The 4,415-nt window shown below is 40.8% G+C and carries 7 protein-coding genes; all 7 read left to right on the top strand.

Translation table 11 applies throughout. The annotated features are described in order from the left end of the window. The first annotated feature begins 58 nt into the window (after window positions 1-58). Window positions 59-1,126 carry a M24 family metallopeptidase gene (locus AC29Z1_RS14140; protein WP_488272099.1) on the top strand — a complete coding sequence of 356 codons (1,068 nt, stop codon included), beginning with the start codon at window positions 59-61 and terminating at the stop codon, window positions 1,124-1,126. A gap of 27 nt (window positions 1,127-1,153) precedes the next feature. After that, window positions 1,154-1,711 (top strand): elongation factor P, encoded by a 558-nt coding sequence (gene efp, locus AC29Z1_RS14135; protein WP_488272098.1) that lies wholly within the window; start codon window positions 1,154-1,156, stop codon window positions 1,709-1,711. A 119-nt stretch (window positions 1,712-1,830) separates the two neighbouring features. Next, complete coding sequence (locus tag AC29Z1_RS14130; RefSeq protein ID WP_488272097.1) at window positions 1,831-2,277, top strand: CD1247 N-terminal domain-containing protein; 447 nt, start codon at window positions 1,831-1,833, stop codon at window positions 2,275-2,277. A gap of 202 nt (window positions 2,278-2,479) precedes the next feature. Continuing rightward, complete coding sequence (gene spoIIIAA, locus AC29Z1_RS14125; RefSeq protein ID WP_488272096.1) at window positions 2,480-3,481, top strand: stage III sporulation protein AA; 1,002 nt, start codon at window positions 2,480-2,482, stop codon at window positions 3,479-3,481. Beyond that, window positions 3,472-3,990 (top strand): stage III sporulation protein SpoIIIAB, encoded by a 519-nt coding sequence (gene spoIIIAB / locus AC29Z1_RS14120; protein ID WP_488272095.1) that lies wholly within the window; start codon window positions 3,472-3,474, stop codon window positions 3,988-3,990. Before spoIIIAA ends, spoIIIAB begins: the two co-directional genes overlap by 10 nt. Before the next feature lie 21 nt (window positions 3,991-4,011). Continuing rightward, window positions 4,012-4,215, top strand: a complete 204-nt coding sequence (gene spoIIIAC / locus AC29Z1_RS14115) for a stage III sporulation protein AC (RefSeq protein ID WP_488272094.1) — start codon at window positions 4,012-4,014, stop codon at window positions 4,213-4,215. Window positions 4,216-4,229: 14 nt separating this feature from the next. After that, the coding region (locus AC29Z1_RS14110; protein WP_488272093.1) for a SpoIIIAC/SpoIIIAD family protein at window positions 4,230-4,415 on the top strand (186 nt) is incomplete at its 3' end.

Genomic DNA, 4,415 nt, shown 5'->3' with positions numbered 1-4,415 from the left:
CAAATAGCTACCTGCTGGCATTAGAAGCAGCAGCAGGCTTGATAGGAGCCGAGAAACCATGATTAAACAGCGATTGGCAAAACTATATGAAATGATGGATGCAGAGCAGTATGATGGCATTATTGTCACTAAACCGGAAAACCGTTATTATTTCAGTGGTTTTTCGGGCTCGGCAGGAATTCTTCTAATTAGCCGACAATCGCAAATATTATTGACCGACTTTAGGTATATTGAACAGGCAAAACAGCAAGCCCCATTATATCAAATCATTCGTCATGGAACGTCTATTTTTGAAACACTGGCTAAGACTTGTACAGACATGGGCCTGCTGCGGGTTGGCTTTGAAAGTGATTTTGTAACCTGGGAATATTATCAAACATTAACAAGCAGCCTGCCAGCTATCGAACTTGTACCAGTAAAGTTAGATTCGTTAAGAATGGTTAAAGATCAATCAGAGCTGGCGTTACTTACCAAAGCCGTTGAAATTGCTGATTTTGCGTTTAATCACGCATTGAAATTGATTAAACCAGGAATTACAGAATTAGATATTGCATTAGAATTAGAGTACCAAATGCGTAAATTAGGCGCTGAAAAACCTGCTTTTGACACCATTGTGGCATCCGGAGCAAGAGGGGCATTACCTCATGGAATGGCTTCCAATAAAATCATTGAAGTCGGAGACTTTATAACGATGGATTTTGGTGCCGTCTATCAGGGATATCATTCTGACATGACACGAACAGTTGTGGTAGGAAAGGCGTCAGAAAAACAGCGCGAAATATACAATATTGTATTATCGGCTCAGATCGCTGGTATAAATGCCATAACAGCTGGTAAAAAAGGTAAAGACATTGACGCTGTTGCTAGACAAATAATAGTCGATGCCGGTTATGGTGAGTACTTTGGTCATGGCTTAGGTCATGGGGTTGGGCTTTTTATCCATGAAGAGCCTCGGTTATCGCCATTAGGTGAAGTCGTCTTAACAGAGGGTATGGTAGTGTCTGTTGAACCAGGAATATATCTTCCTGACTGGGGCGGCGTTCGGATTGAAGATTTAGTTGTGGTTTCTCCTGCTGGCAGTACAATCCTTACTACTAGCAGTAAGAATTTGATAGAAATAGAATAGTTGATCGAACTATGGGGAGGCTTAATAATGATTTCAGTGAATGATTTTCGCACAGGGATAACAGTGGAAATTGATGGTGATGTTTGGCAAGTTATCGACTTCCAACACGTAAAGCCAGGAAAAGGTGCTGCATTTGTCCGCGCTAAATTAAAAAATGGCCGTACTGGTGCTGTTGTAGAACGGACCTTTAATGCTGGTGAAAAATTACCTAAAGCACATGTTGATCGTCGTGAAATGCAATTTTTATATGAAAGCGACGGAATGTTCCATTTAATGGATAATGAAACCTATGAGCAAATTGAATTATCGGCTGAGCAAATGGGTGATGCCACTAAATTTTTAAAAGAAAATATGAATATTGCCGTATTGTTCTTCCAAGGCAGTGTAATTGGAATTGATTTACCGCTGTCGGTCGAGCTTACTGTTGTTGAAACAGATCCTGGCATTCGTGGCGATACTGCAACTGGTGGCACCAAACCAGCTAAACTTGAAACAGGTCATGTTGTGCGTGTACCACTGTTCATCAATGTTGGCGAAGTGTTAAGAATAGATACCCGTACTGGCGAGTATATCGAACGGGCTTAGTCAGCTAATATCCGTTAATGCACATTACCCCCTAAGTTATGTTTTAATAAGCATTGGACATACTACAAGTAGTATCCAACAATGCTTATAAGCACATAGCTAAAGGGGGTTAATTTTTTATGAGAAATCTTAAGGAAAAAGTTGCCTATCTGCATGGATTAACTCAAGGTCTTAATGTTAACGAACATTCATCAGAAGGTAAGGTTTTGCTCAATATTATTGATGTACTTGATTCTTTTGCCGATGAAGTTCATAATGTCAATTTGGCTCAAAAGGAACTTGAGGATTATGTAGAATCAATTGACGAAGATCTAACTGATCTCGAAGAAGAAATATACGAAGACGATTTTGACGATGATGATATGTATGAAGAAGAGTTTGAAAACGGTATGGTTGAAGTAACCTGCCCGGATTGTCATGAACTTGTTTCATTTGAATCTGATATTTTGGATGATGTAGAAGATATTGAAGTGACCTGCCCCTACTGTGGTGGGGTAGTTTATGACAATACGTTAGATATTGCGCCAATTAAAGATTCAACTCATATTATGCATCCAGGCATTTAGTTCAATCTGATCTGTTATCCCGGGGAATACCCGGGATTTATTATTTTCTTACAATGGTTTAGTTCAAACCATATTGCTTACGACCTGATTTATTCAGTTCGTTCTTTTTTGGTCTAAATTTTTTTTTAAAACATATCTATGTAAAGAAACCAGGTATAAAGACAAGTTACTATATCATCAGTTCTATGAGGATGAAATAATCATGGAAAACATGAAATTGACTTTACAACAGCAAATTTGTCCAGTTTTACCTTCCCATATTGCCAACCTATTAGTGCAATTGCCTGATACTATTGTAAATAAAATTACAGAAATCCGCCTCAGAGTTAACCAACCCTTACTCCTGGTCTTAGATAATAGTGACATGATAGTAACACAGCCTGGTAAAACAACTGACACAGAAGCCTATTACTGCAACAGTCACGATCTATCTTTGACATTTCAGCTATTATGTAAAAACTCTGTCTATGCCTTTGAAGAAGAAGTCAGGCAAGGATATTTAACCATACCCGGAGGACATCGGGTTGGATTGACTGGACAGGTAATCTATTTTAACGGTACGGTAAAAACAATCAAATGTATTAGCTCACTAAATTTTCGGTTGGCAAAAGCCATACCAGGTTGCGCAGACAGTATCCTGCCCCATATAGTAGACAGACACTGCCGAAGAGTACTCAATACCTTACTCATTTCACCGCCGCGTTGTGGTAAAACTACCATTCTGCGGGACATAATCAGGCAGTTAAGTATCGGTAAACCAGAACTCGGTATTTGGGGACTGCAAATCGGTGTGGTTGACGAACGCTCAGAAATTGCCGCCTGTCATAATGGAATTCCCAGTATTGATTTAGGTCCACGCGTCGATGTGCTTGATGCTTGTCCCAAAGCAAACGGTATGTTGATGTTAATCCGGTCAATGGCACCGCAAATACTGGCAACCGACGAACTGGGACGAGAAGAAGATGCTTTAGCGGTAAGAGAAGCGATTTGTGCCGGCGTAACCGTAGTTGCCACTGTCCATAGCCGGACATTTCATGAGCTGTATGCTCGTCCTTACATTGGTGAGCTGCTGTCACAAAAACTGTTTGAAAGGTATGTAATCCTTAGCGGCCGCTTGGGGCCAGGCACTATTGAGGAAATATATGATTCCCGCTATGAAACAGTAGTATATACCTGTCCAAACGAGGTGGTAATATGTGGTTAAAACTGTTAGGTAGCTTGCTTGTTGTTGTAGCCAGCGCCTCTATTGGGTTTAAAATGGCAGAACAATATGCTGAACGCCCAAGGCAAATCCGTCAACTAATTAGTTGTTTATCCGCTCTAAAGTCTCATATTAATTATACAGCCATTCCTTTGCCGGAGGCCTTAGCTCAGTGTACCGGGGGCATTGCCGGACCAGTAGCCGAATTGTTTCGTGTCATGGCTTCGCTTTTGGTTAACAACGGCTGCCTCACACCACAGGCAGCTTTACAGCAGGCACTAAAAGAATCAGATAAGTTGGTTCTTAGCCAACCAGAAAAGGAAGTTTTATCAGCAGTTAGCGCCAACTTAGGTAGCATGAATCGGGAAGAACAACACAAATCTCTTGATTTGGCCCAGGAACAATTATCCCGGATTCAGTATGAAGCCGAAAGACTTTGTGAGCAGAATGTAAAAATGTATCGATATTTGGGAATCTGCGGTGGATTGGCAGTGGTCATAATTCTGGTGTAACCAAATAAAGGAGGGTAATACATGGGGTTGGGACTAGATATTCTCTTTAAAATTGCTGGGGTAGGTATCTTGATCTCAGTTTTTCACACAGCATTAAAGCAAGCAGGCAAAGAAGATATGGCTCATCTATGTACACTTGCCGGCTTTGCCATGGTGTTATTATGGGTAGTGCAACTATTGGGCCGGCTGTTCAACACTGTCCAGGACGTATTTAAGCTGTTCTAAGGAGTGTAAGCTTCATGGAAATCATTCAAATCATTGGGCTAGGATTTATTGTTACACTACTCATCATCGTCATAAAACAGCAACGCCCTGAGCTTGCCGTTCAGCTTGCGCTGACGCTGTCGGCTATCATTTTTTTACTTATACTTAGTAAACTCAATGTTGTGCTTGATTTATTTCGGGATCTAGCTGAAAAATCCAAT

The organism is Sporomusa sp. (assembly GCF_057736855.1).
The sequence above is the reverse complement of the archived record's forward strand: the minus strand, read 5'-3'. Positions and strand labels throughout refer to the sequence as shown.

Coding starts and splice junctions, on each gene's coding strand:
- AC29Z1_RS14140 (WP_488272099.1), top strand. CDS start 59: ATGATTAAACAGCGATTGGCAAAACTATATGAAATGATGGATGCAGAG.
- AC29Z1_RS14130 (WP_488272097.1), top strand. CDS start 1,831: ATGAGAAATCTTAAGGAAAAAGTTGCCTATCTGCATGGATTAACTCAA.
- spoIIIAC (WP_488272094.1), top strand. CDS start 4,012: ATGGGGTTGGGACTAGATATTCTCTTTAAAATTGCTGGGGTAGGTATC.
- spoIIIAB (WP_488272095.1), top strand. CDS start 3,472: ATGTGGTTAAAACTGTTAGGTAGCTTGCTTGTTGTTGTAGCCAGCGCC.
- spoIIIAA (WP_488272096.1), top strand. CDS start 2,480: ATGGAAAACATGAAATTGACTTTACAACAGCAAATTTGTCCAGTTTTA.
- efp (WP_488272098.1), top strand. CDS start 1,154: ATGATTTCAGTGAATGATTTTCGCACAGGGATAACAGTGGAAATTGAT.